Source organism: Candidatus Epulonipiscium sp., assembly GCA_012519205.1.
GTDB lineage: Bacteria > Bacillota > Clostridia > Lachnospirales > Defluviitaleaceae > JAAYQR01.
On record JAAYQR010000008.1, the window covers coordinates 13,659 to 30,889 of the forward strand.

A 17,231-nucleotide genomic window follows, 5' to 3' on the forward strand; every position below is an offset into this window, starting at 1 on the left:
TAAATATATTATTAACACTTTAATGAGGATTTACCCACATTAAGTCACCATGATTATACCATAATTATTTTTATATGTATAATTTAAAAGCCAACGATACAGAGGGAAATAGTGAGGATAGAAAAGAAAATTAAAGGTGAACCCTAAAAAATTACCTATGTTAACTTTGACAAAAAAATATCCAAACAATAAAATGTACTCATAAGAAAACAACTTTTAAAAATTAGTCTATTGAGACATACTAAGGTTGTTTCCCTTAGGTATATACTATCTTATCAATTATTATTTAATTAAAGGAGGAATTTATTATGAAAAAGATTTTAACATTAGGCTTGGCATTAGGTTTGTCACTTACTGTATTAGCAGGATGCAATACACAAAAGAAAGTAGAAACCCCTGATAACACAAATCCCCAAACTGAACAACCGGTAGCAGTAAAATATACAGATGGTACTTATACAGCAGAAGGCGAAGCTGATGAAAGAGGCTGGAAACCAGTGATTTCTATCGAGGTTAATGATAGTAAAATTACAGCTGTAGATTATAATGAAATTAATCAAGAAGGTACTGAAAAGCAAAATGATGAGGAATATAACAAAAACATGAAAGATGTAGTTAATATCGGTCCTGCAGAAGCTTTTCCACAATTAGAGGCATCCCTAGTTGAAAAACAAGATGTTGATGCAGTAGATACAGTCTCTGGCGCAACTGGTACAACAGAAAGCTTTAAAAACATGGCGAAAAAAGCATTGGAAACAGCAAAATAACATATAAAATAATAATTTAATTCCCCAGTATTATCTTGGGGAATTATTTTTGTGAACTAAAGAAAATTTGTCTTAGAGAATTGATATTTATGTGATATAAACGGTATAATATAAACTGTAGACATTATGGATGTGAGTTGGTGGATAAATGAACAAAAAATTAGTAGCTATCATATTTTTAGTTTTAATAAGTATTCTATCGGGATGTCATAAAAATAAAGGGTTACCTAGTAAGCCTATTAGCAATCAGACTTTTGCTCTTGGAACAGTTATAGATATACAAGTTTATGACAAAGATGATCAAAAGGCTAGACAAGCAATAGAAGAGTCCATAAATAGGGTTGCAGAAATCGAAAAAAAAATGACTGTCAATAAGAAAATAAGTGAAGTAATTTCAATCAATAAGAATGCAGGTGAAAAGTCAGTGGTGGTAAGTCCTGATACATTTTTTGTTATAAGTGAAGCAAAAAAATACAGTGAATTATCTCAGGGAGCATTTGACCTAACTATAGAGCCTATTGTAAAATTGTGGGGTATAGGTACAAACCATGCAAAAATTCCAAAGAAAGAGGAAATAAATTCTCTTTTGAGCCTGGTTAATTATAAAGATGTGAAATTAAATAAAACTACATATAATGTTGGACTTAGCAAAAAGGGACAGGCCATAGACCTAGGTGCCATTGCAAAGGGTTATGCAGGGGATGAAATAAAAAGGGTATTAGAAGAACAGGGGATTCATACAGCTTTTATTAATTTAGGAGGAAATGTAGTTACAATAGGAACTAAATTAGATGGGGGTCATTGGAAAATAGGGATACAAAACCCTTTAGATGAAAGAGGAAAACATATAGCAGTTGTAGAGGTGAAGGATGAAACAGTGGTGACATCAGGTAATTATGAAAGATATTTCATAGAGGATGGTAAAAGATATCACCATATTATAAACCCGAAAAATGGTTACCCGGCAGAAGCAGGAATAATAAGCAGTACAATTGTAACAAAATCGTCGATAGATGCCGATGCCTTATCAACTAGTGTATATGTTTTAGGTTTAGAGAAAGGTATGAAACTTATAAAGGATTTGGATGATGTAGAATGTGTAATCATAACAGAAGATAATAAGGTTTATATAACATCTGGACTTAAAGAAAGATTTAGGATAGTAGACCCACAATTTACCCTAGTAGACTAGAAAGTTTGAAGGTGATAAGAATGAAAAAAGGCGATAAAATAGTTATTGTTGCTATTATTGTTTTAATAGGTATTAGTTCTTTAGGTGTAGCATTATACAGATTTATTAATAGGGGGGATTATCTAATTGTTAAAGTGATACAAAATCAGGAAATAATAAAGATAATTGATTTAAATGATATAATGGAACCTGTAGAATGGACGATTGAAAATCAAGATGGAGGATTTAATACAATTCGTGCAGAAAAAGGTAGAATTCGTTTCATTGATGCGGATTGTCCAGATTATGTTTGTGTGAATGCTGGTTGGCTATCAAGACCAGGAGATATTGCCGTATGCATACCCCATAAGATATCCATTCGCGTGGAGGGGGAAAATGAAGAGGTAGACCAAATTTCATATTAATGGACGGAATGGTGGTTAAATGGCTAGAACAAGGAGAATGATATTTTTATCCTTATTAATAGGGATAGCCCTTATTATTTATGTTATAGAAGCGCAAATTCCCATCTTATTCCCTGGGGTTAAATTAGGTCTTGCCAATAGTATATCTTTATTTGCTTTGATAGCATTAGGATGGAAAGAAGCTTTCACTGTAGTAATTTTAAGAACTTTAATGGGCTCAATTTTCGGGGGAGGGCTTTCTGCCTTTTTATTTAGCATGGTAGGGGGATTACTTAGTAATATTATTATGGTACTACTTTATAAATTTTTTAAGAATCTACTAGGAATAAGCTCTATCAGTATTTGTGGAGCAGTATTTCATAATATAGGACAACTTTTAGTGGCTGCATTTGTTATCCAAGATTTAAGAATTTATATCTATTTACCAATTCTTTTAATATCAGGACTGATAACAGGGTACTTTGTAGGACTTACAGTAGGATTTTTGTACAATCATTTTGAGAGTACAGCATGGCTGAAACAACTCAGAAAGGACGAAAAATAAATGAATTTATGGGAAGCTTATCCTGAAGTAAATAATGAGTTAAAAAAAGTAGAAGATTATATGAAAAAGGTAATCCGCTCTAGAAAGAAAGTTTTAACAGACATTAGTTTGGATTTGATAGGAGCGGGGGGGAAAAGGCTACGCCCTGCCTTTGTAATATTAGGAGCAAGATGTGGAAAATATGATGAAGAAAAGATTATCCCCCTAGGGGCAGCCATGGAATTGCTTCATACAGCGACCCTTGTTCATGATGATATAATAGATGACTCAAGACTTAGAAGGGGTAAAACAACAGTCCAGGCAAAATGGGGAAAAGATATGGCAGTATATGCTGGGGATTATTTATTTACAAAAGCCTTCACAATTTTATCTGATAAAACTTCCTTCGAACATTTAAACAAAGTTGCCCATGGGGTTAGAATAATCTGTGAGGGTGAAATCGACCAGTATGAAATCAAATACGATGTCAATATTTCCGTGATGAAATACTTAAAAAGAATTTATAGGAAAACAGCTGTCTTATTTTCAATGAGTACTTTAACTGGAGCATATGAAGCTAAATGTAAAAGACAGACTTTAAATGCCCTGGGAAAATTTGCAATTTCTTATGGAATGGCTTTTCAAATACGGGACGATCTTTTAGACTACACTTCCACAGAAAAAATCGAGGGTAAACCCATGGGGAATGATATCAAGCAGGGGGTATATACCCTCCCTTTATTATTTGCTTTGCAACATATGGAGTATAAGGACGAAATAAAGAAATTGTTAAGTCTTAAAGATAAAATCAATGCAAAGGAAATAGAAAAAATCATCAGGCTGGTAAAAGAAACCAATGCCTTAGAAAGTACAAAAGAATTAAAGGATAAATATGTAAAAAAGGCATTAGAAGCATTAGACAATTTGGAAGATAAGGATCACAAAAGTATTTTCGGAGATTTGGTTAATATGTTATAAACAAAAATCAAAATGAGTTAATAAATTTATATCATTGTTATGGGGATAATTAGTATCATATTAAAGGGAGAAGTTTGATAATTAAAGGAATATATCTTCCCTCCTTCCGAATAGAAATATTAAGGGGGGATTTTCTATGAAAATTTATGTTATTAATATGAGGGGCCTTGCTAAGATTATTTGTGCATTACTTTTGATTATGTTTTGCATGAGTTTATCAAGGCCTTATGTTACAGAAGTTTTTAATACAGTTTCTAGTAAGCAAGAAAGAAAGCTTCCTATTTATTGTGTGGAGACCCAAGAAAAGAAAATTTCTATAAGCTTTGATGCAGCTTGGGGTGCAGATGATACTGATGATTTATTAGCAATACTTGATGCGCATGGAGTAAAAGCGACATTTTTTTTAGTTGGAGATTGGGCCAGAAAATATCCTGAGGAAGTAAAAAAAATAGCCGCGGCAGGCCATGATATAGGGAATCATTCAAATAAACATCCCCATATGGGACAATTATCCTTAGAAGAAAACAAAAAGGAATTAATGAAGGTTCATGAAGAAATTAAAAAAATCACAGGAATAGAAATGAATTTGTTTAGGCCTCCATTTGGAGAATATAATAATACGGTGATGGAAGCAGCACAACAGTGTGGGTATTATGTAGTGCAATGGGATGTTGATTCCCTTGACTGGAAGGAATTTGGAAGCGACCCTTTGATAAAACAAGTATTAGGTAATAAACATTTAGGGAATGGCTCTATCGTATTATTTCATAACAATGCGAAGTATACAAAAGATGCCTTAGATACAATCATAACAGGGTTAAAACAACAAGGCTATGAATTAGTCCCTATTTCACAACTTATTTTAAAGGAGAATTATTATATGGATCATGAAGGAAGACAAAAACCTATAAGGGATAACAAACAAGCTAAAAACTAAATTAGTTTAGGGGCGCCCCCAAATTAAGACGTCCCTAGTTTACCTTGTTTTATTTTTTGCCTTTGAAAATTCGGTTTGTTGTTCAATGACCTTATTAATTAAAATGTCTAGTTTTCTACTTAATTGTTGGACAAGGGGATCTAGAAAGTTGTAATTTCTTTGTTCCAATAGAGTGTCTAAAGCAGTTTTTAAAGCTTCTATTTCTTCTGTTGTGTGGCAATTATGCTTATTCATAAATACCCCCTCTTTAAAATAATAATATTTCCCTAATAGTAGAGGATTATTTATATCATTTACCTTATTGAGCAAAATATCTATATAAGTAAGATTATGTAATTGAAGGATACCATATAAATAGATTTAAATCAAATAGGAGATTACTTTTTTATAATTTAATATAATGATTATCTGCATACTTTAGTGTATGATATAAACCAGCATAAGTGATTTAAAATAAAAATAAATTTAAAAACAAAAACAATTTTATTTCAAACAAAATAGGAAACCCTGCGTATATATTAGAGAAGTTAGACAAATTGTAATTCAGACATGAATTTTGTAAATCATATAAATCAAAAGGAGGATTATTATGAGTGAAGAAACAAAAATGATTTTAAAAATGGTAGACGAGGGGAAAATAACCCCAGAGCAGGCAGTGGAGATGTTAAAAGCAGTAGGAAAAGAAGATACTTGCTGTAACACTACCCAAAAGGATTGGCGTGGAGAAGAATTCGTTCAGGAAATAGAAAAGTGGGCAAAGGATTTTGGGCAAAGGATGGGAAGTGCTGTAAAAGATTTTGAACCTAAACTAAAGAAAATGGCACAAATCATGGTCCAAAATACCATGAAAACAGCCGATGAATTAGGTAAAGTCTTTAAAGAACAAAAAGAACAGGAACAGCAAGAATATAATGAACAGGAAGAATTCGATATAGAAGACAATGAAAACTAAAAGAAAGGAGCGGTTAAATCGCTCCTTTTAATATGTCCTCAATCTCATTTATTTCAGACTCATTAAATTCAGGTTTATTTATTGCAGCTACATTATCATCTAGTTGGCTTATCTTGCTGGCACCGATTAAAGCAGAAGTTACCCGACCTTTTCTAAGGACCCAAGCAAGCGACATTTGAGCTAGGCTCTGTCCTCTTTTTTTGGCTATTTTATTTAAACTTTGAATCTTGAGTAGCTTTTCTTTAGTGATATCACTTTCCTTTAGGAAAATAGAAGAAGACTTTTTAGCTCTAGAATCTTCTGGAATTTCATTCAAATATCTGCTTGTTAAAAGCCCTTGGGCGAGGGGAGAATAAACAATTGAGCCAACACCTTCTTGCTCCAAAAGATCCAAAAGCCCATCATCCTCAATCCATCGATTAAACATAGAGTATGATGGTTGATGAATAAGGCAAGGAGTTTTAAGTTCATCTAAAACTTTAATTGCTTTTTTTGACTGTGCTAAATTATAATTAGAAATCCCAACATATAATGCTTTACCTTGTCTAACAGCAGAATCCAGTGCCCCCATGGTTTCCTCAATAGGAGTATCGGGATCAGGCCTATGGGAGTAGAAGATATCTACATAATCAAGGTTCATTCTTTTTAGACTCTGATCAAGACTTGATAAGATATATTTTCTTGAACCCCATTCCCCGTAAGGACCTTCCCACATATGATAGCCTGCCTTTGTAGATATAATCAATTCATCTCGAAAAGGTTTAAAATCTAACTTCATTGCCTTCCCAAAGTTCTCCTCTGCAGAGCCCGCAGGGGGTCCATAATTATTAGCTAAATCAAAATGGGTAATTCCAAGATTGAAGGCATGCCTTAGAATAGCACGGCTATTTTCAAAAACATCTACTCCGCCAAAGTTATGCCATAAGCCAAGGGAAATTGCAGGAAGCTTTAAACCGCTTCTGCCGCAACGATTGTATTTCATAAAATTATACCTGTCTCTATTTGGATTATAATACATACCTAAATCACTCCTTTTAATAGTAATTGGTTATCTTGATTTATTATAGCATACCCAATGTTTTAACATCTAAAAACTATAAGATTTTCTTGCGCAATTCTTAGCAGTGTGATAATATACTCACATATTGAGGGTATTTTTGTTTATTCTTCTAAAGTAGTGGCGTTCTCAAGGATTTTTGAGGACGCCTTTTATAAAATATATAATGGAGGAAGCAATGTGGATAAAAAATTGGAAAAGAAATCTTTAATAGATATTTTCGGTTGTAATGTTTTTAATGATGCCACAATGAAAGAAAGACTGCCAAAAGAAACCTATAAGGCATTAAAGAAAACCATCGATGAAGGAGCTAACCTCGACCTTAAAATTGCTGAAGTGGTCGCTAATGCTATGAAAGATTGGGCTATAGAGCGGGGGGCAACCCATTATACCCATTGGTTCCAACCTATGACAGGTATGACAGCGGAAAAACATGATGCTTTTATCTCACCTACTTCCGATGGAAGAATAATTATGGAGTTCTCCGGAAAAGAACTAATAAAAGGTGAATCGGATGCTTCATCTTTTCCATCAGGGGGGCTTAGAGCTACCTTTGAAGCAAGAGGATATACCGCATGGGACTGTACTTCGCCTGCATTCTTAAAAGAAGATGCAAATAGTGTAACCTTATGCATTCCAACAGCATTTTGCTCATATACTGGGGAAGCTCTAGATAAAAAGACTCCACTGCTTAGGTCCATGGAAGCAATATCGAAGCAGGCTCTTAGGATTTTACGCATATTTGGCAATAATACAACAAAAAGAATAATTACCACCGTAGGGGCAGAACAGGAATATTTCTTAGTAGATAAAGGATTATATGACAAAAGAAAAGATTTAATATTTGCTGGAAGAACCTTATTTGGAGCTAAGGCACCAAAAAGTCAGAAAAAAGAAGCCCATTACTATGGAAGTATAAAAGAAAGAGTAGCTGCATTTATGCAAGAACTTGATATTGAACTTTGGAAATTGGGAGTAACAGCAAAGACTGAACATAATGAATCAGCACCGGCTCAATACGAAATAGCACCAATATTTACTACAGCAAATGTTGCGGCAGACCACAATCAGCTTATTATGGAAACTTTGAAAAAGATAGCAAACCGCCATAATTTTGCCTGCCTTCTACATGAAAAGCCCTTTGCAGGTGTAAATGGCTCGGGAAAGCATAACAATTGGTCATTAGCTACAGATGATGGTCAAAATCTCTTAAAGCCAGGGAAAACTCCCCATGAAAATGCACAATTTCTTATATTTTTAACAGCCATTATTAAGGCTGTGGACTTGCATCCGGATCTTTTAAGGGTTTCTGCTGCTAATTCAGGAAATGACTATAGATTGGGGGCTAGTGAGGCACCACCGGCAATTATTTCGATATTCTTAGGAGAACAAATAACAGATATTTTAGAACAAATAGAGCAAGGTACGGATATATGTTCTAAAAAAAGGGAAATGCTACAGATAGGGGTATCTACCCTGCCACAAATGCGTAAGGATACTACGGATAGAAATAGGACTTCCCCTTTTGCCTTTACGGGGGATAAATTCGAATTTAGAATGGTTCCCTCATCAGCTTCCATCTCGGGACCTAATGTAGTGCTTAATACCATAGTTGCAGATGTTTTATCCGAAATGGCAGATGAACTAGAAAAGGCAGAGGATTTTAATACAGCTGTACAAAATATCCTAAAGAAAACAATAAAAGAGCACAAGAGAGTAATTTTTAATGGAAATGGATATTCTAAAGAATGGATAGAGAAAGCGGCAATAAGAGGATTGCCTAATATTTCTTCCACGGTTGAAGCTATCCCTGCTTTAATTACGGAAAATGCCATAAGGCTATTTGAAAAACATAAGGTTTTTTCAAGATCGGAGCTTTTTTCAAGATTTGAAATTTTACTAGAAGACTACATCAAAACGATTATCATAGAAGCAGAAACAATGATTCAAATGTCAAAACGTCAAATAATTCCTGCTGTAGTTGAATATTCAACACAAATGGCTAACTCAATATCAGTCATTACCAGTGTAGGAGATTTCAGTGTAATCACCCAAAGAGATTTATTAGGTGAATTAACAGCTACCCTAACTTCATTTAAACATAATTTAAATGATCTAGAAAAAACAATCAAAAAGGCAAAGGAAAAGGGCACCGATTCCTATAAAAAAGCATGTTATTGTAGGGATACAATCTGTGCCATAATGAAAAAACTCCGTTATGATGGGGATTATTTAGAAACCATAGTGGATGAAAGAATATGGCCTATGCCAACTTATAGCGATCTTCTTTTTAAACTATAAAATAATTTAAAATTATCCTATAACGTAAGGACGATTTTATTCCGATTCATAAAATCTTATTAAAAAGGAGATATTTCTTTGGATAATAAACTCTATACAAATGAAAAACAAATTGAAAAGGTAATTCTAATAGGTATAGACACAGGCACTGGAAACATAGAAGAAAGCCTGGATGAACTAGAAGAATTAGCTTCCACGGCAGGGGCTATTACCCTAGATAAACTTATCCAAAAAAGGGTAAATGTCCACCCTTCGACCTACCTAGGAAAAGGTAAAATAGAAGAAATCAAAAATCAAATAATAGAATTAGATGCAACAGGTATTATCTGTGATGATGAACTTTCACCGGCTCAGATGCGAAATCTTGAAAGAATGCTAGAGTGTAAGATAATGGATAGGACCATGCTGATATTAGATATTTTTGCAGGAAGGGCAAAATCAAAAGAGGGCAAAATCCAAGTAGAACTGGCACAATTAAGATATCGTCTTTCTAGGCTTACAGGGTTTGGTATTTCTCTTTCAAGATTAGGTGGGGGAATCGGTACAAGAGGCCCGGGGGAAAAGAAATTAGAAACTGATCGTCGTTACATAAGAACACGTATAGGACAACTAAAATCTGAGGTGGAGGAATTAGAAAATCATAGGGAACTTACTAGAGAACGAAGAAAAAAGGTTGGAACCCCTTTAATTGCCATTGTGGGATACACTAATGCAGGAAAATCTACCCTCCTAAATGCCCTTTCTGGTTCTGATGTTTTAGCAGAGGACAAATTATTTGCTACTCTAGATCCGACAACTAGAGGCATAACCCTACCTGGGGGTTCCGAGATATTAATCACAGATACCGTAGGCTTTATAAGGAAACTCCCCCATCATTTAATTAAAGCATTCAAATCTACTCTAGAAGAGGCTCAATATGCCGATATACTTCTCCATGTTGTAGATAGTACAGCAAAAAATATAGAAGCCAATGTGAATACTGTTTATGAAACCTTAGAGAGTTTAAAGGCCCTAGGAAAGCCCGTAATAACCTTATATAATAAGATAGATATGTACACGCCCAATATTCTCCCAGCAGATACAAGAACGGAAAAAACCCTAAAAGTTTCAGCTAAAACAGGACAGGGATTAGAGGAAGTCCTAGTCGAAATTGAAAATGTATTAAAAGAAAGCAGAAAAGAAATAAAAGCACTAATTCCCTATTCCGAGGTGGCACTTTTACAACTTATAAGGGGGCAGGGAGAAAAAACTATAGAAGAATATAAGGAAACTGGAATATATATAGAGGCTTATGTAGATGAAAATGTATATTACAAGATGGAAAAATATCTTATTAAGTGAAAATGAATACGAACCCATAAAAAAATATCGCAAATAATCAAGGCATCTAACGGTATTCGACAGAGATTATATATATTAATTTATAATGATGTCGAAGGGTAATATAACTACACTACTATTGCGATTTTTTACGCTAGTTTTTTCTTTTTTTCTTCATTATAATATCCTTTAGATAGTAACAAAAGACAAGATTAATGGGGGTATTATAATGATAACGAAATTCTTAGAAGGAACAAGAAATTGTACCACACCGGAGGGAGAAATAATTCAATTAGAATATTATCTCTTAGAAAACCAAGGGACAGAAATAGGTAGCATAATTAAAAACTACGGGATTGAGATTGTAAAAAAACGCAGTCACTTCGGAGAAACAATATATATAGAAACGGACAAAATAGAATGCCTTACCTATGATAAGGAAAAGGCAAAAGAAATCATTAATAAATTAATATCAAATTCAGTTACACCAATATCAATGCTTTATATAATAGATGATTTAATGGATGAAACACCTTGTGCATAATACAAGGTGTTTTTATGTTATAATGATATCAATCAAAAAAGCAACAAGGAGAATACCTATGTTAAAACGATTCAAAACTATATTAAAACCCACTGAAGCAGAAATCATAGAAAAAAAATCAAGGTTTATAGCTACTGTGCGCCCCGTAAAAAATGAAGAAGAAGCTCAAACGTTCATAGAAGAAATGCGAAAAAAGTATTGGAATGCTACCCATAATGTTTTTGCTTACCAAATAGGTGAAAGAAATCAAATACAAAGATTTAGCGATGATGGAGAACCCAGTGGCACTGCGGGCCTTCCTGTTTTAGATGTTCTAAAACAGGAAGATATTAAAAATACTGCTATTGTAGTAACAAGATATTTTGGAGGCACGCTGCTTGGAACAGGAGGTCTTGTTAGGGCATATGGAAGATGTGCAAAAGAAGGGATTGTAGAGTCGGGAATAATAGAAAAAGTTCTTTATCAAAGATTTCATGTAACTACGGATTATCCAAGGCTTGGGAAAATACAGTATGAAATTTTACAAATGGGGAATGTTATTGAGGATACCGTTTATGAGGATAATATTACATTTATAGTATTAGTTGAAGAGGGCAAGGAAGAATCCTTTATAAATAGCGTAACAGATGTAAGTAGTGCCCAAGCAGAAATTAAAAATATAGAATATGTATACGGAGCATGGGTAGAAGATAAATTAATGATAGAAGAAATAGATAAATGAAATAGCGTTATACCTAGGAATTAATGAATAAAGAAATATGGCAGCAGTTAGACTTGGTAATTTAATCTTTTTTCATATTCACCGAAAAATTTTCCAATATGCAGTTGACATATCCATCATATATATAGTAAAATAAAACCGTGAATCCCGATAAGAATTAACGGAATTAAAGGAGGAAGAAAATGAATAAGATATATAATTCTATTGAAGAGCTAATAGGTAACACACCTATTGTTAAACTAAACAAATTAGTAGAAAAAGGCAGTGCCGATGTATATGTCAAATTAGAATGGTATAACCCAGGTAGCAGCGTAAAAGATAGAATAGCTCTCAATATGATAAAATCCGCAGAAGAGGCGGAAAAAATAAAACCAGGAGATACAATAATAGAACCTACCAGTGGAAATACGGGGATAGGGTTAGCTATGGTAGGGGCAGCTAGGGGGTATAATGTCATTTTAACAATGCCTGATACCATGAGTATAGAAAGAAGAAAGCTTCTTAAGGCATTTGGAGCAGAACTTATCTTAACCCCTGGACCAGAAGGAATGACTGGGGCTATCAATAAAGCCAAAGAATTAGTTGAACAAGAAGGATATTTTCTTCCGCAACAATTTGAAAATCCATCGAATCCAGAAATCCATCGACAAACCACAGGAATAGAAATTTTAGAAGCTATGGGCACAGATTTGGATGCTTTTGTAGCAGGAATCGGAACCGGTGGAACTATCACAGGTTGTGGGGAAGTCCTAAAAGAGGCAATTCCTGATATAGAAATAGTAGCTGTAGAGCCTACAAAATCAGCGGTACTTTCAGGTGAAAAAAAGGGTCCCCATGGTATTCAAGGTTTAGGGGCGGGCTTTATTCCAGAAATTTTAAATACTAATATTTATGATTCTATAGAAAAAATAACAGATGAAGAATCCCTAAGCATGGCTAGGAGAATGGCACAAGAAGAAGGAATATTGGTTGGTATTTCCACGGGAGCAGCCGTAGCAGCAGCTTTAAAAGTAGCAAGAAGACTTGGTAAAGGTAAAAAGGTATTAGCAATATCCCCAAGTTATGGTGAAAGATATCTAAGTACAGCATTATTCAATCAAGATTGATATGAACAAACAACCCTCTAGATCAACTGGAGGGTTATTATTATGATGAAAGGAAGCCAATTATGATAAAAGCAATTTTCTTCGATTTAGACAATACCCTATGGGATCATGATGCAGCACAGGAAAGAACCATAGAAAAAGTGTATGATTATTTAAATGAACTTCATCCCATAACTGATACGTTATATACCTTTGCAAAGGTATATAACGTATATAATGAAAAAGCTTGGAATGAATATAAAAAAGGAACCGTAACCCAAGAAAGACTAAGAGTACACCGTTTTATCGAACTATTAAACCATTATAATATTTACAATAATGATTTAGCAATAAAACTTAATGATATCTATATTTCTATATATCCCACATGGACTTATCTAATTAGGGGAGCAAAAGAACTTTTAGAGGAACTAAAAACAAAATATCCCCTAGGGATAATAACCAACGGAGTTGCAAACACCCAAGTAATTAAAATGGAAAAGTCGGGGCTTACTGGATATTTTAAATGGTTTATCTACTCGGGAGAGGTAGGTAAGGCAAAGCCCCAGCCTGAAATCTTTAAATTTGCCACGAAAAAAGCCCATATAAAAGAAGAAGAGACTTTATTTATAGGGGATGACTTTATGGGAGATATAATGGGAGCAAAGGCCTTAGGGATGAAAACCATATGGTATAATCCAAAAGGAGAAAGGGATGAAGAAGAAAACAAATATGCAGACTATATTGTTTTGAATTTGAAGGAAATAAGTAATATTGTCAAATCTCTAGAAACATGCTAAAATAACAGAGGCATATAAGAGTGTTATTTGGAATTTAAGGTTCTATAAATGTATAAGATTGTTAGGAGGAAAATAAATGGCTGGGCATTCCAAGTTTGCAAATATAAAGCATAAAAAAGAAAAAGCTGATGCTAAAAAGGGAAAAGTATTTACTAAAATTGGAAGAGAGATTGCAGTTGCTGTTAAAGAAGGGGGAGCCGATCCCGTTAATAATTCAAAACTAAGGGATATCATTGCTAAGGCTAAATCGAGTAACATGCCCAACGATACCATAGAAAGAAGCATCAAAAAAGCGGCAGGAGATGAAAACGGAGTTAATTATGAATCTATCACATATGAAGGATATGGTCCTAATGGGGTAGCTATTATAGTGGAAGTCTTAACCGATAATAAAAATCGTACAGCAGCAAATGTTCGCCATGCATTTACAAAGGGTGGAGGAAACATGGGAACAACTGGTTGTGTCTCTTTCATGTTTGATAGAAAAGGTCAAATTATTATTGAAAAAAATGATAATTTAGACGAAGACGAACTCATGATGTTAGCTTTGGATTCAGGGGCTGAAGATTTTATTTCGGAAGAAGAAGGATATGAAATATTAACTACTCCTGAAGATTTTTCTGTAGTAAGGGAAACAATAGAAAAGGCAAATATTGAGATGGCATTAGCAGAAGTGGCTATGATACCTCAAACTACTACAGAACTAACCAATGAAGAAGATATTAAAAAAATGCAAAAGCTCTTGGAAATTCTCGAAGAAGATGATGATGTCCAAGAGATCTACCACAACTGGGATGAACCAGAAGAGTAAAACAACCCCCCTATAGTAGCATTGCTATTAAGGGGGATTTTTAAAGTTCTTGTTTTATAAGAACTTTTAAATTATTATATAAATTGTATTTGTTTACTGTATAATTAATTTACGGAGGAAGAAATGAATATTATAAATTATAGAAAGCTATGGATATTAGTTCTGTTTTTACCCCTTTTCTTAGGTAGTTGTGTGAAAGTTGAACCTACCAACGAAAATATAGAGGATGAAATAGGGATACCGAACCAAGAAGAAAATATTGATGAAATAGAAAATCAGGAAGATATACTGATAGAGGGTAATAAGGCTATAAAATATAGTGAAGCAGAGGATCCTAGGGAAATAGTAATTACCTTCATGGGAGATGTAATGATGGATAGCTTTATAGGAGATTATATAAGAGAAAGGGGAGTAGATTACCCTTGGGAAGATGTATCCCATATTATAAGTGAGTCTGACTTAGCAGTTATTAATCTAGAAAGTAGTGTAAGCACCAGGGGCTCAACTAAAAAACCCGAGGGGTATGGATTTAGATCTCATCCTGATAGCCTTCAGGGTTTGGTTAATAGTAAAATAGATATAGTATCTCTTGCAAACAATCATACATTGGATTTTGGGGAAGAGGCTTTTTATGATACTTTAGAATCCTTAAATCAATATGGAATCGTATATGTAGGTGGGGGGAAAGATAAGGAAGAGGCAGAACAAGTAAGAATAATTGAGAAAAATGGGGTGAAAGTAGGCTTTTTGGCATATACATCAATAATTCCCTGGAGCAGTTGGGAAGCAAAAGTAGATAAACCGGGGGCTGCAATTTATAAAGAGGAATATAAAGAAAAGCTTCTTAAAAATATAGAAAGAGCATCAAAAGAGTGCGACATACTAGCTGTAATTCCCCATTGGGGAGTAGAATACGCAACAGTACCCGAGGAAAATCAAAGAGAATTAGCCCATGCCATGATAGATGCAGGGGCGGATGTCATCATAGGACATCACCCCCATGTGCTCCAGGGGATAGAATTTTATAAGGACAAGCCCATACTATATAGTATAGGTAATTTTATTTTTCTAAAAAATGATGATTTATGTGGAAGGACAGGAATATTTCAATTAACACTGGATAAAGAAGGATTCAAAAAAGGAGAATTTTATCCTGTTAATATCCAATACTGCAAAGCAAATTTATTGAATAAAGAAGAAGGAAGAGGAAAAGAGATAATAGATATGCTAAGGGAATTATCCTTCCCCTGGGGAACGATAATAAAAGAAAATGGTGAAATCCAAAAACCATGATTTCCTAAGCATCAATAGGGAGGGTTTCTGGGCCACCCCACAAACTCAAAAAGACGGAGGGACATTATGCTCAAGAAAAATGATATATACGAAATAATCATAGAGGAAGTAGCTTTTCCTAACAAAGGGATAGCCTATATAAATGGTGAAACAGTCATTATCAAAAATGCCATAAAAGGTCAAAAAGTGAAGGCCCGTATCACTAAAAAAAGAAGAGATAAGATTGAAGCATCTATTATAGAAATTATAGAAAGATCCCCCGTAGAAAAGAAAGCCCTTTGTCCCCATTTTGGCATATGTGGAGGTTGCAGCTATCAAACTCTCCCATATGATGAACAGCTAAAAATAAAGCAAAATCAAGTAAAACATCTCTTAGATAATGCTGGTATAGTAGATTATGAATTTTTAGAGATACTTCCTAGTCCATCAGAATACACCTATCGGAATAAGATGGAGTTTTCTTTTGGTGATGTTGAAAAAGATGGGGAATTAGCATTAGGAATGCATAAAAAGGGAGCATATTACGAAATGGTCACTGTTGATGGATGTAAAATAGTGGATGACGATTTTGTGAAAATAATGATGGAAGTTTTAGAATACTTTAAGAAAAGGAAAATACCATTTTACCATAATAGAAAACATGAAGGATACTTAAGACATTTAGTAGTAAGAAAAAGTATGAAACTAGGACAAATCCTGGTTAATCTTGTGACAAGTTCACAAATGGAGCTAGATTTAACGATTCTAGTAGAAAAAATAAAACAACTTGAACTTAAAGGTGAACTTAAAGGATTTCTTCATACCATAAATGATAGTCTAGCTAATATAGTAAAAAGTGATGAGACCGAAATACTTTACGGTCAAGACTTTTTTATGGAAGAAATTTTGGGACTAAAATTTAAGGTATCCGCTTTTTCCTTTTTTCAAACCAATTCCTTAGGAGCAGAAAAGCTATATTCCGTAGTTAGAGATCTTGCAGGAGACACAAGGGATAAAACGATATTCGATTTATACTGTGGAACTGGAACTATATCTCAAATAATAGCAGATATATCAAAGAAGGTTATAGGTATTGAAATAGTGGAAGAAGCAGTAGAAGCAGCAAAAGAAAATGCAAAGTTGAATAATCTTAAAAACTGTGAATTTATAGCGGGAGACGTCCTAACAAAAGTGGATGAACTTAAAGAAAAGCCTGACTTAATAATACTAGACCCCCCAAGAGACGGTATCCACCCAAAAGCAATAAACAAAATCATAAGTTTTGGTGCAAAACAGATGATATATGTATCTTGCAAACCAACATCCCTGATGAGGGATTTAAAAATATTCGAGGATAAGGGATATAAAGTTGAAAAGGTAAGATGCGTGGATATGTTTCCACAAACGAGCCACGTTGAGACGGTAGTATTGATGTCAAGGGTAAAATAGCATGAAGTCCGGAAACCCTGATATATCAAGGTTTTTCACACTTATGGATTTTAAACCCACCAAGCAAAAATTGCATTTTTTCACTTCGTGGAAACAGGTCAAAAAATGCCCAATTTGA

The 17,231-nt window shown here is 34.1% G+C and carries 18 protein-coding genes; 16 read left to right on the forward strand and 2 right to left on the reverse strand.

Features of this window, described 5'->3' with window-relative positions; translation table 11 throughout:
- The first annotated feature begins 308 nt into the window (after positions 1-308).
- From GX308_01885 to GX308_01910, 6 genes are all read left to right on the forward strand, one after another.
- Positions 309-767 carry an FMN-binding protein gene (locus tag GX308_01885; protein NLK20843.1) on the forward strand — a complete coding sequence of 153 codons (459 nt, stop codon included), beginning with the start codon at positions 309-311 and terminating at the stop codon, positions 765-767.
- Positions 768-915: 148 nt separating this feature from the next.
- Complete coding sequence (locus tag GX308_01890) at positions 916-1,959, forward strand: FAD:protein FMN transferase (protein ID NLK20844.1); 1,044 nt, start codon at positions 916-918, stop codon at positions 1,957-1,959.
- Between the two features lie 20 nt (positions 1,960-1,979).
- Complete coding sequence (locus GX308_01895) at positions 1,980-2,363, forward strand: NusG domain II-containing protein (GenBank protein ID NLK20845.1); 384 nt, start codon at positions 1,980-1,982, stop codon at positions 2,361-2,363.
- A 19-nt stretch (positions 2,364-2,382) separates the two neighbouring features.
- Positions 2,383-2,907, forward strand: a complete 525-nt coding sequence (locus tag GX308_01900; protein NLK20846.1) for a Gx transporter family protein — start codon at positions 2,383-2,385, stop codon at positions 2,905-2,907.
- A complete protein-coding gene (locus GX308_01905; protein NLK20847.1) occupies positions 2,908-3,864 on the forward strand; it encodes a polyprenyl synthetase family protein in 957 nt (318 codons plus the stop codon).
- 157 nt (positions 3,865-4,021) lie between these two features.
- Positions 4,022-4,801 (forward strand): polysaccharide deacetylase family protein, encoded by a 780-nt coding sequence (locus GX308_01910; GenBank protein ID NLK20848.1) that lies wholly within the window; start codon positions 4,022-4,024, stop codon positions 4,799-4,801.
- A gap of 39 nt (positions 4,802-4,840) precedes the next feature.
- Here GX308_01910 and GX308_01915 read toward each other — a convergent pair whose 3' ends face one another.
- Positions 4,841-5,035, reverse strand: coding sequence for an aspartyl-phosphate phosphatase Spo0E family protein (locus tag GX308_01915; GenBank protein NLK20849.1), 195 nt, complete (start codon positions 5,033-5,035; stop codon positions 4,841-4,843).
- A 355-nt stretch (positions 5,036-5,390) separates the two neighbouring features.
- Between GX308_01915 and GX308_01920 the strand changes: the two genes are divergently transcribed.
- Positions 5,391-5,753 (forward strand): hypothetical protein, encoded by a 363-nt coding sequence (locus GX308_01920; GenBank protein NLK20850.1) that lies wholly within the window; start codon positions 5,391-5,393, stop codon positions 5,751-5,753.
- Between the two features lie 13 nt (positions 5,754-5,766).
- Here the strand turns inward: GX308_01920 and mgrA are convergent, their stop codons facing one another.
- Positions 5,767-6,771: an L-glyceraldehyde 3-phosphate reductase gene (gene mgrA, locus GX308_01925; GenBank protein ID NLK20851.1), complete on the reverse strand. Its 1,005-nt coding sequence runs from the start codon at positions 6,769-6,771 to the stop codon at positions 5,767-5,769.
- A gap of 231 nt (positions 6,772-7,002) precedes the next feature.
- Here mgrA and GX308_01930 point away from each other — a divergent pair, with 231 nt between their 5' ends.
- The 9 genes from GX308_01930 (at position 7,003) to rlmD (ending at position 17,113) form a co-directional block, all read left to right on the forward strand.
- Positions 7,003-9,111 (forward strand): glutamine synthetase type III, encoded by a 2,109-nt coding sequence (locus tag GX308_01930; protein NLK20852.1) that lies wholly within the window; start codon positions 7,003-7,005, stop codon positions 9,109-9,111.
- 72 nt (positions 9,112-9,183) lie between these two features.
- Positions 9,184-10,452 (forward strand): GTPase HflX, encoded by a 1,269-nt coding sequence (gene hflX, locus GX308_01935; GenBank protein ID NLK20853.1) that lies wholly within the window; start codon positions 9,184-9,186, stop codon positions 10,450-10,452.
- 208 nt (positions 10,453-10,660) lie between these two features.
- The gene (locus tag GX308_01940; protein ID NLK20854.1) at positions 10,661-10,975 is read left to right on the forward strand and encodes a hypothetical protein; all 315 of its coding nucleotides are present in this window, start codon (positions 10,661-10,663) and stop codon (positions 10,973-10,975) included.
- 58 nt (positions 10,976-11,033) lie between these two features.
- Positions 11,034-11,696, forward strand: a complete 663-nt coding sequence (locus GX308_01945) for a YigZ family protein (GenBank protein NLK20855.1) — start codon at positions 11,034-11,036, stop codon at positions 11,694-11,696.
- Between the two features lie 182 nt (positions 11,697-11,878).
- Entirely contained in the window at positions 11,879-12,802 is a 924-nt protein-coding gene (cysK, locus tag GX308_01950; GenBank protein ID NLK20856.1) for a cysteine synthase A, read from the forward strand.
- Positions 12,803-12,864: 62 nt separating this feature from the next.
- Positions 12,865-13,581, forward strand: a complete 717-nt coding sequence (locus tag GX308_01955) for a noncanonical pyrimidine nucleotidase, YjjG family (protein ID NLK20857.1) — start codon at positions 12,865-12,867, stop codon at positions 13,579-13,581.
- Between the two features lie 76 nt (positions 13,582-13,657).
- Complete coding sequence (locus tag GX308_01960; GenBank protein NLK20858.1) at positions 13,658-14,392, forward strand: YebC/PmpR family DNA-binding transcriptional regulator; 735 nt, start codon at positions 13,658-13,660, stop codon at positions 14,390-14,392.
- Between the two features lie 123 nt (positions 14,393-14,515).
- A complete protein-coding gene (locus tag GX308_01965) occupies positions 14,516-15,685 on the forward strand; it encodes a CapA family protein (protein NLK20859.1) in 1,170 nt (389 codons plus the stop codon).
- A gap of 66 nt (positions 15,686-15,751) precedes the next feature.
- The gene (rlmD, locus tag GX308_01970; GenBank protein ID NLK20860.1) at positions 15,752-17,113 is read left to right on the forward strand and encodes a 23S rRNA (uracil(1939)-C(5))-methyltransferase RlmD; all 1,362 of its coding nucleotides are present in this window, start codon (positions 15,752-15,754) and stop codon (positions 17,111-17,113) included.
- Positions 17,114-17,231: the final 118 nt, after the last annotated feature.

Coding starts and splice junctions, on each gene's coding strand:
- GX308_01920 (NLK20850.1), top strand. CDS start 5,391: ATGAGTGAAGAAACAAAAATGATTTTAAAAATGGTAGACGAGGGGAAA.
- GX308_01890 (NLK20844.1), top strand. CDS start 916: ATGAACAAAAAATTAGTAGCTATCATATTTTTAGTTTTAATAAGTATT.
- GX308_01940 (NLK20854.1), top strand. CDS start 10,661: ATGATAACGAAATTCTTAGAAGGAACAAGAAATTGTACCACACCGGAG.
- GX308_01905 (NLK20847.1), top strand. CDS start 2,908: ATGAATTTATGGGAAGCTTATCCTGAAGTAAATAATGAGTTAAAAAAA.
- rlmD (NLK20860.1), top strand. CDS start 15,752: ATGCTCAAGAAAAATGATATATACGAAATAATCATAGAGGAAGTAGCT.
- GX308_01900 (NLK20846.1), top strand. CDS start 2,383: ATGGCTAGAACAAGGAGAATGATATTTTTATCCTTATTAATAGGGATA.
- mgrA (NLK20851.1), bottom strand. CDS start 6,771: ATGTATTATAATCCAAATAGAGACAGGTATAATTTTATGAAATACAAT.
- GX308_01965 (NLK20859.1), top strand. CDS start 14,516: ATGAATATTATAAATTATAGAAAGCTATGGATATTAGTTCTGTTTTTA.
- cysK (NLK20856.1), top strand. CDS start 11,879: ATGAATAAGATATATAATTCTATTGAAGAGCTAATAGGTAACACACCT.
- GX308_01915 (NLK20849.1), bottom strand. CDS start 5,035: ATGAATAAGCATAATTGCCACACAACAGAAGAAATAGAAGCTTTAAAA.
- GX308_01895 (NLK20845.1), top strand. CDS start 1,980: ATGAAAAAAGGCGATAAAATAGTTATTGTTGCTATTATTGTTTTAATA.
- GX308_01945 (NLK20855.1), top strand. CDS start 11,034: ATGTTAAAACGATTCAAAACTATATTAAAACCCACTGAAGCAGAAATC.
- GX308_01910 (NLK20848.1), top strand. CDS start 4,022: ATGAGGGGCCTTGCTAAGATTATTTGTGCATTACTTTTGATTATGTTT.
- GX308_01885 (NLK20843.1), top strand. CDS start 309: ATGAAAAAGATTTTAACATTAGGCTTGGCATTAGGTTTGTCACTTACT.
- GX308_01960 (NLK20858.1), top strand. CDS start 13,658: ATGGCTGGGCATTCCAAGTTTGCAAATATAAAGCATAAAAAAGAAAAA.
- GX308_01955 (NLK20857.1), top strand. CDS start 12,865: ATGATAAAAGCAATTTTCTTCGATTTAGACAATACCCTATGGGATCAT.